Origin of the sequence: Microcoleus sp. B4-C1, from assembly GCF_036705285.1 — a bacterium.
GTDB lineage: Bacteria > Cyanobacteriota > Cyanobacteriia > Cyanobacteriales > Microcoleaceae > Microcoleus.
The window spans coordinates 57,070-73,019 of record NZ_JAUBUC010000031.1; the positions used below are offsets into that span (position 1 = coordinate 57,070).

12 protein-coding genes are annotated in these 15,950 nt (G+C 46.3%); 4 read left to right on the forward strand and 8 right to left on the reverse strand.

The annotated features are described in order from the left end of the window. Positions 1-66: 66 nt before the first annotated feature. The 7 genes from QUB26_RS14610 to ribBA all read right to left on the reverse strand — a co-directional run bounded on the left by QUB26_RS14610 (position 67) and on the right by ribBA (position 11,673). Complete coding sequence (locus QUB26_RS14610; protein ID WP_333318570.1) at positions 67-2,604, reverse strand: CHASE4 domain-containing protein; 2,538 nt, start codon at positions 2,602-2,604, stop codon at positions 67-69. Positions 2,605-2,934: 330 nt separating this feature from the next. Beyond that, positions 2,935-3,432 (reverse strand): hypothetical protein, encoded by a 498-nt coding sequence (locus QUB26_RS14615; RefSeq protein WP_333318572.1) that lies wholly within the window; start codon positions 3,430-3,432, stop codon positions 2,935-2,937. A 389-nt stretch (positions 3,433-3,821) separates the two neighbouring features. Continuing rightward, a complete protein-coding gene (locus QUB26_RS14620; RefSeq protein WP_333239307.1) occupies positions 3,822-4,826 on the reverse strand; it encodes an RNA polymerase sigma factor, RpoD/SigA family in 1,005 nt (334 codons plus the stop codon). 877 nt (positions 4,827-5,703) lie between these two features. Beyond that, the gene (locus QUB26_RS14625; RefSeq protein ID WP_333239309.1) at positions 5,704-7,437 is read right to left on the reverse strand and encodes an ATP-binding protein; all 1,734 of its coding nucleotides are present in this window, start codon (positions 7,435-7,437) and stop codon (positions 5,704-5,706) included. 84 nt (positions 7,438-7,521) lie between these two features. Continuing rightward, a complete protein-coding gene (locus QUB26_RS14630; protein WP_333239311.1) occupies positions 7,522-8,961 on the reverse strand; it encodes a pentapeptide repeat-containing protein in 1,440 nt (479 codons plus the stop codon). Positions 8,962-9,009: 48 nt separating this feature from the next. Next, positions 9,010-9,465: an HAD domain-containing protein gene (locus QUB26_RS14635; protein WP_333239313.1), complete on the reverse strand. Its 456-nt coding sequence runs from the start codon at positions 9,463-9,465 to the stop codon at positions 9,010-9,012. 516 nt (positions 9,466-9,981) lie between these two features. Further along, the gene (ribBA, locus tag QUB26_RS14640) at positions 9,982-11,673 is read right to left on the reverse strand and encodes a bifunctional 3,4-dihydroxy-2-butanone-4-phosphate synthase/GTP cyclohydrolase II (RefSeq protein WP_333239315.1); all 1,692 of its coding nucleotides are present in this window, start codon (positions 11,671-11,673) and stop codon (positions 9,982-9,984) included. A 170-nt stretch (positions 11,674-11,843) separates the two neighbouring features. On the opposite strand from ribBA, the gene QUB26_RS14645 reads away from it, so the two are divergent. Both QUB26_RS14645 and QUB26_RS14650 read left to right on the forward strand, forming a co-directional pair. After that, entirely contained in the window at positions 11,844-12,422 is a 579-nt protein-coding gene (locus QUB26_RS14645; protein WP_333239317.1) for a site-specific DNA-methyltransferase, read from the forward strand. 139 nt (positions 12,423-12,561) lie between these two features. Next, positions 12,562-13,935 (forward strand): DUF4339 domain-containing protein, encoded by a 1,374-nt coding sequence (locus QUB26_RS14650; protein ID WP_333318574.1) that lies wholly within the window; start codon positions 12,562-12,564, stop codon positions 13,933-13,935. Positions 13,936-14,257: 322 nt separating this feature from the next. Here QUB26_RS14650 and QUB26_RS14655 read toward each other — a convergent pair whose 3' ends face one another. Then, positions 14,258-14,410 (reverse strand): hypothetical protein, encoded by a 153-nt coding sequence (locus QUB26_RS14655; protein ID WP_333239321.1) that lies wholly within the window; start codon positions 14,408-14,410, stop codon positions 14,258-14,260. Positions 14,411-14,519: 109 nt separating this feature from the next. Here QUB26_RS14655 and QUB26_RS14660 point away from each other — a divergent pair, with 109 nt between their 5' ends. Both QUB26_RS14660 and QUB26_RS14665 read left to right on the forward strand, forming a co-directional pair. Beyond that, positions 14,520-14,837, forward strand: coding sequence for an RNA-binding protein (locus tag QUB26_RS14660; RefSeq protein ID WP_333208470.1), 318 nt, complete (start codon positions 14,520-14,522; stop codon positions 14,835-14,837). A 410-nt stretch (positions 14,838-15,247) separates the two neighbouring features. Beyond that, positions 15,248-15,859 (forward strand): hypothetical protein, encoded by a 612-nt coding sequence (locus QUB26_RS14665; RefSeq protein WP_333232612.1) that lies wholly within the window; start codon positions 15,248-15,250, stop codon positions 15,857-15,859. The last annotated feature ends 91 nt before the right edge of the window (positions 15,860-15,950 follow it).

Genomic DNA, 15,950 nt, shown 5'->3' on the forward strand with positions numbered 1-15,950 from the left:
TTATGTTGTTTCTATTCAGCACTTTTTACCCAATCTAAAATCTAAAATCTAAAATCTAAAATCGAGCTATGCTGGCAACATCAGAGTAAAAGTTGACCCCTTGCCAAACTCGCTAGTCACAGTAATTTCTCCCCCCAGCATCTGAGAGTATTTCTGCGCTATTGCCAAACCCAAACCCGTTCCTCCGTACTTGCGGGTAGTCGAAGCATCCGCTTGCGTAAAAGGTTGAAATAACTTTTCTAGCTGTTCAGGAGTTATCCCAATCCCCGTATCAGTACACTTAAAAATAAACCGTTCAGAACCCCAACTCTTCTCGTCATTTTTAATTCTTTCAACGCTGAGTGTAACTGTTCCTTTATGAGTAAACTTAGCTGCATTGCTGAGCAAATTAAACAAAATTTGAGTAAACTTAATTTGATCGGAATACAATTCGCCAATATTATTAGGACACTCCACATTCAGGCGATTACTGTTTCGCAAAAATAGCGGTTCAACAGTTTTGGCTACATCTTGAACTGCCTCAGACACGTCAAAAATTTCTAATTCAAGTTCCGCGTGACCAGCTTCAATCTTCGACAAGTCCAGAATATCATTAATTAAGGTTAGTAAAAGCTGGCCTGAATTGTGAATTCTCTCTAAATCAGACACAAAATTTTCTTCGCCCAAATCTAAAGCCTCTTCTTGCAGAATCTCGCTGTAACCGATAATCGCATTCAGAGGAGTTCGCAGTTCGTGGCTCATGTTAGCCAAAAACTGACTTTTAGCCAAACTAGCTGCTTCTGCGGCTTCCTTTGCCTTGTAGAGTTCGGCCTCGGCTTGCAAGCGGTCGGTCACATCGTGAGCCAGCACTAATTCAGCATTTCTGCTATCAAATACCAGAGCATAAGAAGTAATTTCTACATCAATAATTGTTCCGTCTTTTTTCTGGTGCTGCCACACACCTGCAAACTCAATACCGGCATCTACTTGGGATATATTTTCTAGCAATTTCGGCAGCTCTTGGGGGGGACGAATGTCCGCAACGGTCATCTTGAGAAATTCGTCGCGAGTGTAACCGTAGTGTTGGATAGCAGACTGATTGACGGCTATAAATTCTAGAGTTTCTAAATCGTAAACCCACATCGGATGGGGGTTATTTTTAAACAAAAGTCTGTAGCGTTCTTCCGAGGCTCGCAGTTCGGCTTCTGCTTGCTTGCGCTCGGTAATGTCCCGGACAACCGTGCAAATAATCTCGCGGCCGCCGTAGGAAATCACGCTCCCGCTCACTTCTACATCCACGCAGGAACCGTCTCGGCGGCGGTAGAGAACTTCGCCAATTCTGAATTGTTTGTCCGTCAGCAGTAACTCGATATTGTTGTCAATTAGGTCTTTAGAGTAAGCGATGATATCGTAAATAGTTAGTTGCGAAATCGCATCAAGATTGTAATCTAGCAGGTCTCTAAACGCTGTATTGGCTTCCAAAAGGCGTTTGGTTTGAGCGTCCCACAGGAAAATACAATCTGTAGCTTGCTCGACTACGGCTCGGTAGCGGGCTTTTTCCTCAAGTTGTTCGCTTTCGGCTTGGGCGATCGCACTCAACATTCCGTTGATAGCATGGGCAAGGTCGGACAACTCATCTTCGCCCGTCACCGGTAGTCGCACCGAGAGGTCTTGGCTGCTACTGACGCGCTTCACTGCTTTCGCCAAACCGCTCAACCGAGACAGCACCAGACGCTCTAGCAGTAGCAGAGTGCAGCCGACCAACCCAACTCCCGCTAACGCTACAGACCCCAGCAGGTACAGCAAACTAATTTGACCTTGCCGATATATTTCTCTGGGGATATCCACCCGCAATAGCAGCGCAGGTTGGTTGTAAATATCGCGGATCAGAGCGTAACCCGCGATCGACTCTTCGCTTAAAGGACGCACCAAAATCGGTTTTTTTTCCGACAGTTTCTCCCGCATTTGCTGAAAGTCTGCAGGCAAGCGAGCCTCATTCACGCTGTGTACGATCAGCGGCAAGCGAGTAATTTTAGAAAGCTTCGCAATGCCTGCAGCATCCAAATTGCGCCCAAATATCAGGGTACCTCGGATCGGGCCGGTGCTTTTAGTCGTCAGAATAGGCCGGGAAGTAATCAGTATCGGCCCTGATGGTAGCAGCAAGATACCAGCGAGGCTGCTTTTGGCGTTCGGGTGTTGCAACAGCGGGTCGCTCAGAGAAATGCGCTGTTTTAATGCTTCTGGAACAGGAGTTAATTTCAGCTTTTCGCTGTCTAAACCTGTACCGTAAACTATTTTGCCAGAAGTATTGACAAATACGGCTATATTAACTCTTATATTAGCCAGCCCTTCTGGAATTAAATTGGAGTCAATGAATTCTGAGTTGCGGTTTTGGATAAAATCGTAGGTGTCGTCCCACGCAGACCAGTCGGCAAAGCGCGAGTTGAAGTCGTCGGCAGTTTGCCCGAACACGCTGAGCACTCCCTTGACAACCTGTGTGGCTTCTTGTTCCTCTGCTTTGATCAGGCTGCCCAAGAGGATGCTTGAGGAGGCGACATACAGAATGCCAGTCAATCCAGCGATGGTAATGCCAATTATCGATAGTGTTTTCCGACGCAGTTTCATTTTGCCATGTGTGTGGTGTCCGTCCGAAATTCTCAACTCAGGAGCAATTTTACTACTGTTTCCTGAAGCCTGACCGAAAGCAATTTGGTCCGGGGGCCCCCGATGTATCAGTGGGGTTGCTTTCTTCAAATCTCAAATCTCAAATCTCAAATCTCAAATCAAGAGCAATTTTACTACTGTTTCCTGAACCCTGACCGAAAGCAATTTGGTTCGGGGGCGCCCGATTTATCAGTGAGGTTGCTTTCTTCAATTCTAAAATCTAAAATCTAAAATCTAAAATCTAAAATCTAAAATCTAAAATCGATTGACTGGTGGCGCAGCGCGTGTTTCCTACTTTTCCCACACCTGCTCTTTGTGAGCTTCCGTGCAAAGACCCAAGATGCGATGATCGTTCTCGCTGATGGTAGAAATTGGGTAATACTGTTCCAGGTTTACGGAGTAGGGAGAGCGACTGCCGTCGTAAGTGTCCACGACTGTTAAATTTAACTGAGTTCGATCGCCCGTGCCGTAAAAACAGTAAAAAGCAGACCGAGGTAGGTAAAAAGCGCCGACTACCTTACTCTGTCGCATTTCAAATACAAAATATTCTTGTTTAATTTCCTCTGGCTGGCTCGACTGGCCGTAGAGGTAAATGCCATCTGCTAAACCTGTGCTAGCTGTATCTGGCTCAGGATTTGGCGGAGATTGCGAGCTAAAAACGCCGGATTTGATTTCCGAGTTGTGTGCCCGGCCTGCGGGTAATGCGATGCTCAAGTTACCGGGCGAGAGAGCAAGCACGATCGCGATCGCTTCTAAACTTCCTGTCAATATCAAATAAGTCAAAACCACTCCAGACCCCAAAATTTAAAATAACTGGTTCCAAGCGCCTCTTGTACCAGTTTCACCAAGATTGTAGAGAAACCGGGTACTTGGCTTAATGTTGGCTATTAACTTGAATGAACGATCGCCCGCCCGGTTCCTGAACTTAAATCTAAGATTAGTTTTGATCAATTTTCCGTCCGCCCCGATCGGGCGATCGACCCCTCAAATAATACCATTTTTGATTTTAAATTTTAGATTAAAGAATTGAATAATTTGGCGTGACCTATTCCATAATGGTTTGAAGCACGGGCCTACCGTTGCATTCTTTTTTTAACTGCTATAAAAGTATCCTTCCCAGCAATGCCAACACGAAAAAAAAAAGTTGAGATTTTGGGAAATCTCAACTTTTTTAGTGACTAACTAGCCAAGTATTCTCGGACTTGAGATTGGCGGCGCCGCAGGTGGGCAAGGGCTTGATGTTCTAGCTGCCGCACCCGTTCCCGGCTGAGATTTAACCGTTCTCCGACTTTCGCCAGAGACATTTCTGTGCCGTCTTCCAAACCGAAGCGCAGAATTATCACATCTCGCTGCTGGGGGGTCAGTTCTGATATCAAAGTATCGAGGTCTTGCCGCAGCAATTCCGAGGTAATGTAGTTGTCTGGAGATGCCGTTTCGTCTTCTAAGAGTTCTTGCAGTTCGGTATCTTGGTTGTCTCCTACCCGCAAGTCCAAAGAAACTGGATGTCTTGCCATCAGCAGGTATTCCCGAATTTGGGAAGGGTGCAGTTCCAAGGCTGCGGCAATTTCGGCAGGGGAGGGAGACCGGCCCAACTGCTGGGTAAGTTCCCGCTGCACTTTTTTGATTTTGTTGAGTTTTTCGGTGATGTGAATTGGCAATCGAATTGTGCGGGCGTGTTGGGCGATCGCGCGGGTAATTGCTTGCCGAATCCACCAGTAGGCATAGGTAGAAAATTTGTATCCCCGCATCGGGTCAAATTTTTCAACTCCTCGTTCTAAACCAAGGGTGCCTTCTTGAATTAAATCCAAGAATTCCATATTGCGTTTCTGGTATTTTTTGGCGATCGCCACTACTAGCCGCAAATTCGCTTCAATCATCTTTTGCTTGGCCCGCCGCCCTATGTGTAAGATGCGGCTAAGTTCAGGTTCGGTCAACTCCATTTCGGCAGCCCACTCTTGATCCGTCAGATCCCGCTGCCATTCTTTAGCAAGTGCTTGTTTTGCTTCGATTAATTTCATCATTTGCTGCACCTGCTTCCCGAAAACAATTTCTTCTTCTCGGGTTAGCAGGGGTACGCGACCGATCTCGTGCAGATAGGTACGAACCGTATCCGTTGAGGAGTATGGCCGGCTGCCCATGCGATCGGCTTTCACTGTTTTGTTTTTGGGGGTTGTGGTGGACATGGGTGAGTATTGCACTCCTTGTAACAACAGATAAAAAGTTGGTGATACCCTGTCCCACTTTTGCAAGTGGGATAAAGACTGCGACAAAGGGGATGTTTCCCCTCTTGTTTATCGGTGACGATCGGTAGAAGCTTTTTGTTTGGGATTGCTTTTGTGCTTGATTTCCAGTAATCGCCGTCGATTTTCGGTAGTTCGCTAGCTTTAACGGCTAGTTCAAGGCGAAGTGGAGCAAGAGTTTAGTTTTCTCAATATTATTCCCAATTTTGAGGATCGTAAAGAGTAAAAACCTCTGTCTTAAGGTCAAGATTCTACATTTTTCCTTAAGGTTTTGAATTCCCTGTTAGTTTTAACTGCAACTCAACTTAACAATACTCATGCAAACAGACTCATGCTATTCGAGGGCTTTGTTTTGCTCTCTGTTCCATCATCGCTTGAAATTTTCTCGCTGCCTAGATGGTGGGATGCGAGATAACCGAACTCGATCGCCGTATTAGATGCCAGTAACTGTTTAAAATATTTATTGACATTTTGATTTAAATATGCTAAGCAAATTCTGCTACGAGTAACGACAAGGTGTATAAAGGCTGGCTGTTGCCCTGTTTGACTTTCATTGTGCTGCGAGGCTCCATCATCTCCATCATGTTTAAGCTTAAGCAAATTTTGGGCCGTTAGGGATGAGGGGTAAGGGGGTGAAAGGGGAAGAGCTTCTGACTCAAAGCTGGGGCCTAATTTTTTGGACGTTCGATCGCACTTTTTCGTTTATAACTGAGGCAAAAATCAGATATTTCTGTCATTGCCAGCGATCGCCAATTGTTCGCAAAGACTAATTTACAGTAACCTTTGCCTAAGTTCTGTAAGGAATCTAGCAGTTGTCAATCTAAAATCCTAAATCCATTTTAGCAGATTCTGCCTCGGCAAATACTTGTTCATCGGGCATTTCTTGCCAGTCAATATCCCCAATTTCTCTGTAGAATTGCTCGTCGTAAGGACGAGTTTGCACGACTACGGGCATCGGTACGGCGTGGCCCAAAACTAATGCTTGCTGTTTGGAGTCGAGTTTTGCCAAAACTGAACGCAAACTCTGCCCTCCCGAAACACCGGTAAAAATAGCATCAATGTCTTTATCATCGTTTAGCAAGGCTGTGATGCGTGTTCCGACTTGCGACATGACTTCCGCGTCGATTCCTGACGGGCGCTGGTCTACAATCAGCAGAGTTACGAAGTATTTTCGCATTTCTCTGGCAATTGTACCGAAAATGGTCGATCGCACGATCGCCGGATCGAGAAAGCGGTGAGCTTCTTCAATGGTAATCACCAATGGCTGCGGGCGATCGCACGGATTTTTGCTCTGCAAAAACTTTTCTGCTTTCTTCACGTAAGCTTCGTGAATGCGGCGAGTAATCACATTTGCCGCTAACATATAGGACAGCAAATCCGAGTGCGAACCGAACTCAATTACTACATTCTTCCCACCATCTAAACACTGCAAAACTTCAGTTACATAATTTTTGGGACAGCGTTTCCGAATGTATTTCAAATCGTTTAAACGCTCTAATTTCCGCTGCAAAGCCATAATCGAAGACTTATTTCCCCGCTTTTCTTCGCAAAACCTTGAAATATCTTCATTGCTCATTTCCAGCAACTTGTTGATCCAACCGCTACCCAACTCGTTTCGCAAAATGATCGCATTTTCGATACTAGCTTCCGACAAATTCAACTCTCTCTGTACGAGGGAGATATCTTCCACTTCAATTTGATCGAAACTCAAAAACAACTCTTGAGCGTCGCGGACTCCCCGGCGTTTTGTCGATTCTGGATCGAGGGTATAAATCTGCATTTTATCGGGAAATAACTGCCGCAAACCTTTAACAGTGCTGAACTGTTTCCCTTCCGAAACAGCTTCCCACCCGTACTCCGAGTGCATATCAAAAATTAAATTAACAGCAGCTTGCTTGCGAATAATTCCCGACAAGAGCAAGCGCGTCAGAAAAGATTTTCCCGTTCCCGACTTGCCAAAAACTCCGTTGCTGCGTTCCACAAATCGGTCTAAATCCAAGCACACAGCAACGTCCATGTCAATCGGTTTGCCGATCGCAAAATTGCGGCGATACGGGTCATCTTCCCAGCCAAAAACCGCCCGAAAATCAGTTTCTTTGGCATCAAACACCTGGGAAAAGTGGCTGGGAATAGTTTTGACAGGTAGCAACTCAATATCCGCACCGCTTTGTGACTCAAAAGAAGCCAAATTTCCTAACGCCAACTTGTTCTCGCGAACTGGGCCGTTTTTCGTCGGGTCGAAAATTGCCTGCTGTTTTTCTCGTTCAGCAGTCAACATCAACATCGGCGACAGTTCGATCGTACCGTAGGTGCTGCTACCGGCTAGCACTGCGAGCAGAAAATCGTCGTCGGGATTGGGAGGATTCGATAAAATGCGGGCGCTAGAAGTTCCGAGAGACACGTCGGTGAGCATACAGAAAAAGTGCGATCGCACCCCCCGCACTACTAAAAATTTCCCCACCCTCATATCTTCCACCGAAACATCGGCGTGCAGTCGCACTTCTAATCCCTTGCTCAGGGAACCTTGAATAACAGAGCCTAACGGTCGATCCATTTTAGATTTTAGATTTTAGATTTTAGATTGTTAATAATCGAGTAATTTTCGCTGGGCGATTTTCGAGTGTTAACAGTCAACTAATTACCATTCCGATTCTAGCGGCAATTCAAAAAAACTCGGACTCAGATATATATCGGTCAAATCCGTTTCGCTCAAATAAGCGTCAGTCAAAAATACCCCTTTTAAACTTGCGCCTTTGAGGTTAGTACCTTTCAGGTTAGCACCTCTGAGATTAACTCGGAATAAATGAGCATCGCTCAAATCGGCCTCAGTTAAATCTGCTCCCTCCAAATTTACTCTCATCAAATCTGCTTTTCGGAGATCAGCTTCGTTTAACTTAGCGCCGCTGAGGTCAGCTTTTGTCAAGTCTACACATCTCAAGTCGGCCCCGCTCAAGTTCGCGAACAGCAAAGTAGCTCCGGTGAAATCTGTCTCCCTCAAATCGGCATCCCTTAAATTAGCGCCACTGAGGTCAGCCCTTGTTAAGTCTACACCCCGGAGGTCAGCAGAACTCAAGTTTACTTGGTGTAAAATTGCGCCGCTTAAATCGGCTCCTCTTAAATCAGTTCCCTCCAAGTTTGCACCTTTGAGGTAAGCTTTTTTTAAGCTAGCTCTGCTGAGGTCTACATTTTTGAGATTGACCGAAGTTAAGTTAGAAGCGCTCAAATTAGCTCCGCTTAAATCTGACCCGTTTAAGTCGGCTCCGGTTAAATTTACCCCTTGCAGCGATACATTGGGAGCAATTAAATAAGCTCCGCCCAGACTGGGGTCGATACCTTCTGAAAACAAAGTCTGGTTGCTGTAAACAGCTTTCTCCAAAATCGTGCCGCTCAAACTAGCTTCCCTCAAGTCCGCTCCGCTGAGGTTGGCTCCTGCTAAGTTTGCCCGATCGAGTTTTGCGCCAAATAAAATAGCTTTGTATAAGTTTGTCCGCCGCAAATCGGCTCCTTTTAAATCCGCTTCGGTCAAATCTACCATAGCCAGATTTAAGCCAGGGAGAGAAGCATTGGGAGCTAGCAAAAATGCTCCCATTGCACCCGGATCAATATCTTCGGGAAAGATAGTCCGGTTGTTGTATACGGCCTTGTCTAAAATAGCGCCGCTCAACTGAGAACCGCGCAAATCGGCACCGCTAAGGTTGGCTCTGGTTAAGTTGGCTTCGTGGAGATTTGCTCCTACTAAATTAGCCTTGATCAAACTTGCTTGTTTGAGGTTGGCGCCCGTGAATTCGGCTCCTACGAGATTAGCTTCTCGGAGGACAGCACCAGTCAAATCAGCTCTAGTGAGGTTAGCTAAATTAAGAAATGATTCAGATAAATCCGCCCCGCTGAGATTAGCGCCTGTGAGATCGGCTTCAATCAGGTCTGCATACCTGAGCATAGCGTCGCTGAGGTTGGTTTCTCGGAGATCCGTGCCTCGGAGGTTGGCTCCCCGGAGTTCCGCACCGCCAAGGTTGGTGCCTTTAAGTGCTTGTCCCCTGAGATCGAGTCGGTGCAGAAAGTCACCAACGTTCATTTCCATGTCAAATTCACCCTCTCTATGCCGATACTTTTTTCCTAACCTTTGAAATCAAGTTAGATATTCTGAAAGTACCTTTGCTGAGTTCTGGTCAAAACCATTGTAATCATCAATAGCCACAACAGGCGCATCTGGCGGATAGTGTTCTGGAATATCGTCAATGGCTACCCAAGGTGAGTTTTCTGCTTGATTTTGTCGAAGATACTCAAGAACTTCCTGGTGTCGTAGATATTTGTGTCGGTGAATATTTTTGGGATTGAGGAAAGGGGTGAATCCGATAATACGGCTAGCGATATCTGGTGAAAACAATGGAGGGATTACCTCGAAGGGGAATATTTCTTTCCAAGAGGATGAAATTACTACTCGCGCATTAGGATAGGAACGGAGGACATTTTCAAAGTGATTAAGGCAATCGGAATTAAATTTCATTATATCTGCTAGAGAGCTATATCTTCCATGTCTTCTGTCAGGAATAAGTACACCATCAATGTCTAAAAAAATTAACATTAATTAAAAAGCCTCTTGAATGATTTAATGACTATTAATACTGCTTAAGAATATAAATGTGCATCGACGGTTCTCTATCAAGTGTCGCTACATCGACTTGTTATATCATGTCCGATGGATTGACCATAATATCTCGACCGGGCGGGTTTTTGAGATGGTCAATTATTGGCAGATATTGTTGGCGAACCCGCCCCTACCTGATTTCTGGTAATCGACCGGACATAATATTAGACGGCAATCAACATTCACCATAATATCTCGGCCGGGCGGGTTTTTGAGATGGTCAATTATTGGCAGATATTGTTGGCGAACCCGCCCCTACCTGATTTCTGGTAATCGACCGGACATAATATTAGACGGCAATCAACATTGTTATTCACTGTTGTTATTGGTGGCTGCTTTCTGACGAAAGGAAGATGCTGATATCAACAAGTATTGTTCTGAAATTGACAGTTTTTCTTGGCTTCTGCCTTCCCCCCTGCTGGGGTAGGGGGGGTTGGCTTCTACCTTCTGCCTTCAGGGAAGAGGAGCAAAACTGTAGATTTTTTGAGGTTCGAGCCGATCGCAAATTCCGGTTAATTCCGACAAAAGGAATGTCTCGCGATCGAGCTGGACTTGCAGGGTTTTGAGCGGATCTGCACCGGAGGAAACCATGAATTCTAATGTTTGCAAATTCGGCTCAGTGCTGATTTCGCCCAGAATTTTGCCGATCGCCTTGACGTAAGGATGGTTTACATCCAAGTACCAGTCGGGGGCTGCGAGTCCGGCTTGATCGAAGCCGAGGTGAACGATGAGGGAGCCTTCTCCGAACAGGGCTATGCCCACCGGCCGCGCTTCTTCTTGCAGCAGCAAGTGCTGGTTAGCCGCCAAATGCCGCAGTTTTTCGAGGTGTTCGTACCGATTTTGAATGGCAGAATCTTCCTCTTTTCCTTCTGCTTTTTCGTTCCACTGAATCGCCACTGTTACTAAATAAGTTTGCAGTAGCATATGACCGAGTTTTTCGGCTTTTGTTGCCAGATAGATCGAGTTGTAATCTGTGGCTTCAATTAGTAAGGGGACGCGATCGGCTACTTCAATGCCGTAACCTTTCAAACCGGCAATTTTGCGCGGGTTGTTGGTAATCAACCGAATTTTTTTAACTCCCAAATCGTTGAGCATTTGTGCTCCGACGCCGTAGTTCCGCAAGTCGGCGGGAAATCCCAACCGTTCGTTGGCTTCTACAGTATCGAATCCCAAATCTTGCAGCGAGTAAGCTTTTAGTTTATTTACCAATCCAATACCCCGACCTTCTTGGCGCAAGTAAACTATGACGCCAGAACCGACATTTTCGATCATTTTCAGTGCCGCTTGCAGTTGCATCCGGCAGTCGCAGCGCAGGGAACCCAAAGCATCGCCGGTCAGGCATTCGGAATGCACCCGCACCATCACGGGTTTGTCTTTAAATTCTGCCGGGTCGCCCTTGACAATAGCAACGTGTTCTGAATTGTCTTGGGTGTCGCGGTAGGCGTAAATCATAAACTCGCCGAATTGAGTTGGCAATTTGGCGACGGTTTCGCGGCGGACGAATCGATCGTGCTTGAGTCGGTAGCTAATTAAGTCAGCAATACTGATTATTTTAAGGTTGTGGGTTTTGGCGTACTCGATTAATTCGGGCAATCTCGCCATCGAACCGTCGGGGTTTTGAATTTCGCAGATGACGCCGCTGGGATACAAGCCAGCGAGTCTGGCGAGGTCAACCGAGGCCTCGGTGTGACCGGCGCGTTTGAGGACGCCACCGTCGATCGCCCGCAGGGGGAAAATGTGACCGGGACGGCGCAAGTCTTGAGGTTTGGTGTCCGGGTGGATGGCGACTTGGATGGTGCGTGCCCGGTCTTCGGCGGAGATACCGGTACTGACGCCGTTGACTGCATCGATGCTGACGGTGAAGGCAGTTTGGTTGTTGTCAGTGTTTTTGCTGACCATGAGGGGCAGTTCCAGGCGATCGAGCCTTTCGCCACTCAATGCCAGACAAATCAAACCCCGCGCGTTCACGGCCATAAAATTGATGTTGTCGGGGGTGGCGAATTGGGCGGCACATATCACATCGCCTTCGTTTTCGCGATTTTCGTCATCGACTACTACCACCATGTGGCCTGCTTTGAGGTCTACGAGGGCGCTGTCAATTGAGTCAAATTGAAAGGATTGAGTTGAGGTGTTGTTATTTGTCACTGAGCAGTTCAATCTATAAACAGTAATGTTATGGAAATAGAATCTATTTGTGATTGTAACCTTTTGTATCCGGCAGGGCGATCGGCCAATCCAGATGAGTTTGACAATATTTTTCCAGTCACTTACTATAATTATTGCATCTTGTCAACAAAATCTCTCCCCAATATTTCATGAGCTTGACTGAGATCGCGAATATTTTAGGTAAACCGTACTTCCAAGCTCATAATTGCCTAATTTATCTGATTCAAGAAGTTGTCTGGAACTACGGCGCAGGAGTTGCCGGCAGCAAGTTCTTTTCACCCCGCAATGAAAAGTTTCTCTGGTATGTGAAAAATCAAGACAAGTATACATTTAATTTGGATGAAGTGCGCGACCCAAATGTGAAATATCCGAATCAGAAAAAGAACGGCAAGATTAAAGTAAACTTAAAAGGCAAAAATCCGACGGATGTTTGGCAGTTCCCAAAAGTTACGTCGGGGAAAAACCGAGCTTCAAAAGAACGCACGCCTCACCCCGCTCAATTTCCTGTTGCTGTTGTCGATCGCATCATCAAGTCGGCATCGAATTTAAACGAAATTGTTTTAGCTCCGTTTATGGGTTCCGAGACTACAGCAATTCTGGCTCTGGGTTTGCAGCGACAAGTTATTGGATTTGAAATTAGGGCTGATTACTGTCAGATTTTCGCTAGTAGAATAGATGATTTTTTGATGGACAAGGAACTCAGAGAAGCACAGTTATCTTTATTCTAAAGTTGGTAAATTGCAGCAACTTAATTTAAATAGTCCCAGATCGGGCGATCGGTCTCAAGCGATCGGCGCTTAAGATCGCACAGCCCAGAACGATCGGCGCAATGGGACAATATTGATATCCCGTCAAATTATCCCAACCATGAATAATTGGCCGAAATTCCTCCCCGATCCTAGATCGTGCGCCAGAGGGTTTGCCTTAAGCATTAGCTTTTGGCTGATTGTTTCTTTACTGTGGCCCAACGCTTACTACTATTCCTACGGATTTAGCAGGACGTACTGGTACACCATCAGGAACTCTGACTGGGAATCCCCGATCGTACTTGCTTGGTTTTGCCAAATCTGGTTATTTGCTTTCTATCACTGGGGGTTAACCAAGCTTGCAGAGTGGGTGGAAATTCGCCGACACAATCAGCAACCGCCGACTGTATCAGCTTGGCACCACTGGAGGGAAGGCGTTATAGCATTTCTCACACTGCCAGCAGCAATCGTGATGGGAATTCCGCCGACCGCCCTTTTTATGCTGCCGCTAAGAAGCTTTTCGGGCGCGCTCGTTGCTTTAATTCTAGGAACTGCGATCGCATCTGCTTACCTCTATCACTTCCGCTTTGCAAAGCTGCTTAAAAATCTTCTTACATTCTTATGGATTTTCTATGCATACCTTCTAAAGATACTTGAACTTTTGTTAGTTCCAGCATTAACTGGTACTCCGTTTTTTCTGCTAACTGTTGCGACGGCCGAAATCGTGCCAATACAGCTACTGCCACTGACAACCTTTCTGTTAGTTATTTGCGTACTGCTAAGCGGGATAGTGGGATATGCAGCTTTGCAGTATTGGTCAGCGCATCTAGTTAATTGGGCCGCGACTTGGTGGCCCGCTGACTCTCCTGGTTACAGTCGCCTTCAAGCCCGAAAAGCCTGGAAACACAACAAAACAGCAACCAGCCAATCTTTTGTTCGGCACACAACCAGTTGGCACTTAGCAGCTAACGACACTACCAACCTAATTTACTTAAACCTCATAGCGATCGTACTCGGTGCGATCGGTTTTCTGCTGTTTGGAAAGTCTTCAGAATGGTCAGAAATACAAGAAGATATTTTAGGATCTGCTGTGGCGCTAGTGTGGGTGGCGGTGTGGCATTTCTGGGGGTGGCCTCGCGAAGTTGAAATTGCTAGAGGTAAGCCGGAGGCTAAGAAAAGTCAGAATTCAGCTAAGAAAAAGCGATCGCCCAATTCTAATTCAGCGCCTCCCAATCCGGTAGAACAAGAGCTAAATCAGCTCAAAGCCACAACTGGAATGAATCGGATGAAGTCAGTAAGACGATCGACCCAGCCAACTCCTGAAGTTGCTCAATGGTACGTCTTTCGCAGCGGTGAAGCCAAAGGGCCCTATACCAAATTGCAATTATGGGAAGTTCAGGAAATCACAGCCCGAACCAAAGTGCGGCGCGGGGAAGCCGAGTGGCAGCGCGCCGGTGAAATTCCAGAATTAGCGTCGTACCTCACTCAAAAATAAGACAGTACAAGTCACCGCACGTCGATCGGCGCTTAAGACGATCGCACTGCCCAGAAAGTAGCGCTATATCCCTTGATAATCTGGAAATAATCTGATAGTATATTAGCAAGTGGGGGTGGAACTACCTCACTATAAAAAGCCTTTGAAACAAAGGAAAAAGAAGCCTGCGGTCTAACTGTACTCAATTGACCGTCAGGTTTTTTCACTAACCGAATATTCAAGTCAATGTCTAAAGTAGTCGATGAACTTTGTCAGTTATAACTGAATCTCAGGCGCTGTTCTCAATCAGACCCAATCAACCTGGTAACAGGGACTAAAAATCTCAGATATCAGGTCGATCGCGCAGCAAGAAACCAAGCGGAGGACGCCAAGAGTGTAAGATGTCAGTTATCACGAATACTTTCTGTTGGCGATTGCCCGACGGCACCCAAAATTGAAAATTATGCCAGCCAATTGCTGATTCTGCTGGCTTCATGTTATAGTGGTTTTCCAAGAATTAAATTCGGTTGCGTAGTTTGTTGGTGTTTATTTACAAGCGTCTCTCCGAATCTAAGTCTCTGCACCCTAATGATTCTGGAGATTTTATGTCGATTTACGTGGGTAATCTTTCATATGAGGTAACATCAGACGACCTCAACGAAGTATTTGCCGAGTACGGTACTGTAAGCCGCGTCCAAGTGCCAGTGGACCGGGAAACAGGCAGGATGCGGGGTTTTGCTTTTGTGGAAATGGCAAGCGAGGCAGAAGAAGCAGCAGCCATCGCAGCTTTAGACGGTGCTGAGTGGATGGGCCGCGACTTGAAAGTCAACAAAGCCAAACCTCGCGAAAACAACAACAACAGACGCCCCTCGGGCGGCGGCGGCTGGGGCGACAACGATCGCCCTGCACGCGGACGCTACTAAACTTTGAGACTGAAAATTTGAGTTTTGGTAGTTGACGGCAGGTGCGAATGCTGCTTTTTTTTCGGGTTGTTAGATCGACCCATCAAATAAAACTCCCAAACCTCTGGCATCAGTTTTGCCCCCTCCTTGGAGGGGGCTTTGTTTTTGGCGAAAAATCCCGCGAGGTACGTCGGCGGTGCAGTTCCCAGTCTAGTTCGTGATTCAGTACCCTCTTAACTGCTTTTTTTAAGAGGCTGTCGGGATTTCGCGGATCGACTCCTGTAAACTATCAAACTACAATTAAGCAGCAAGAAAAGTTAGAATAACGGCAAAACTGAATATTGCCCAGAACAGCCAAACTATCTTTACCGAAGATTAGTCGAGAAAACCAGCCGAATATCAGCCAATATCTTGATTTTGCCTCAATAAAGATGTCCAAGGTCTACAGCACGGCGGAACTCATTAAAATCCTCGAAGAAGAGCGCCAAGCCTGCTTGTATGGGCGGCGTCTCAACTTGACTGAAACTCCTGCTACAGGCAACCCCGTGATTGACCGCTTTCTCAAGTCTGAGGGTGTTCAGAAGTTCACTGCTTATCAAAATTTTAAGGCGGCTGTGCACGAATACCAGCGGGAACATCAAGTTTCTGGGATTGTCTGGCGGGAAATGGCGGTTAAAGGCAATACTCTACGCTATCCGGCAGTGGATGACGAATTAATAGCTCTACCGGTTGATTTGATTACGTTGAAGGCAGCTAAGATTGCTATGTTGGAATTCTGGCAGCAGGTAACTGCCGGGATGGATTTGTATTTAAGCATTAACAGTGGGAAGGATTTTCGATCAATCGAGCCGGTTGATGTAGAAGCTATAGCCCAGCGCACAGAATGGGCCAATCTCTCCAAGTGGGAAAAGTTGGATTTTCTAGAAATTTTGTTGCAGTTGGGCTGGGGGAAGCCGGAGGAAGCTTATTATAAGCGGGGATGGCCAACCTCGGGCAGTGAGTACATTCACGCCGTCAAACCCGGACAGCGGCCGATTTGTTAATTGGTAATTAGTAATTGCTAAGGATCGCGAATTAAATAACTTACAATTTTAATTGTTATTGTGGGATGGGCGTCCCGCCCGTCCTTTTTGG